This window comes from Pantoea sp. JGM49, from assembly GCF_018257655.1.
Classification (GTDB): Bacteria; Pseudomonadota; Gammaproteobacteria; order Enterobacterales; family Enterobacteriaceae; genus Pantoea; species Pantoea communis.
Map to the genome: position 1 here is coordinate 1 of NZ_JAERJM010000041.1, position 1,125 is coordinate 1,125.

General features: G+C 53.4%; 1 rRNA gene. It reads left to right on the forward strand.

Annotated features, from left to right (window positions below):
- A 23S ribosomal RNA gene (locus tag JK231_RS25360) occupies nt 1–1,125 on the forward strand; the annotation flags it as partial.

Here is a 1,125-nt window from a genome sequence, read left to right on the forward strand (position 1 = left end):
CTGTGAGTTCGAAGAGTAGGGCGGGACACGTGGTATCCTGTCTGAATATGGGGGGACCATCCTCCAAGGCTAAATACTCCTGACTGACCGATAGTGAACCAGTACCGTGAGGGAAAGGCGAAAAGAACCCCGGCGAGGGGAGTGAAACAGAACCTGAAACCGTGTACGTACAAGCAGTGGGAGCCAACTTGTTTGGTGACTGCGTACCTTTTGTATAATGGGTCAGCGACTTATATTCTGTAGCAAGGTTAACCGTATAGGGGAGCCGCAGGGAAACCGAGTCTTAACTGGGCGTTAAGTTGCAGGGTATAGACCCGAAACCCGGTGATCTAGCCATGGGCAGGTTGAAGGTTGGGTAACACTAACTGGAGGACCGAACCGACTAATGTTGAAAAATTAGCGGATGACTTGTGGCTGGGGGTGAAAGGCCAATCAAACCGGGAGATAGCTGGTTCTCCCCGAAAGCTATTTAGGTAGCGCCTCGTGAACTCATCTTCGGGGGTAGAGCACTGTTTCGGCTAGGGGGCCATCCCGGCTTACCAACCCGATGCAAACTGCGAATACCGGAGAATGTTATCACGGGAGACACACGGCGGGTGCTAACGTCCGTCGTGAAGAGGGAAACAACCCAGACCGCCAGCTAAGGTCCCAAAGTCATGGTTAAGTGGGAAACGATGTGGGAAGGCACAGACAGCCAGGATGTTGGCTTAGAAGCAGCCATCATTTAAAGAAAGCGTAATAGCTCACTGGTCGAGTCGGCCTGCGCGGAAGATGTAACGGGGCTAAACCATGCACCGAAGCTGCGGCAGCGACGCTTAGGCGTTGTTGGGTAGGGGAGCGTTCTGTAAGCCGTTGAAGGTGAACTGTGAGGTTTGCTGGAGGTATCAGAAGTGCGAATGCTGACATAAGTAACGATAAAGCGGGTGAAAAGCCCGCTCGCCGGAAGACCAAGGGTTCCTGTTCAACGTTAATCGGAGCAGGGTGAGTCGACCCCTAAGGCGAGGCTGAAAAGCGTAGTCGATGGGAAGCAGGTTAATATTCCTGCACTTGGTGTTACTGCGAAGGGGGGACGGAGAAGGCTAGGTTATCCGGGCGACGGTTGTCCCGGTTTAAGCATGTAGGCGG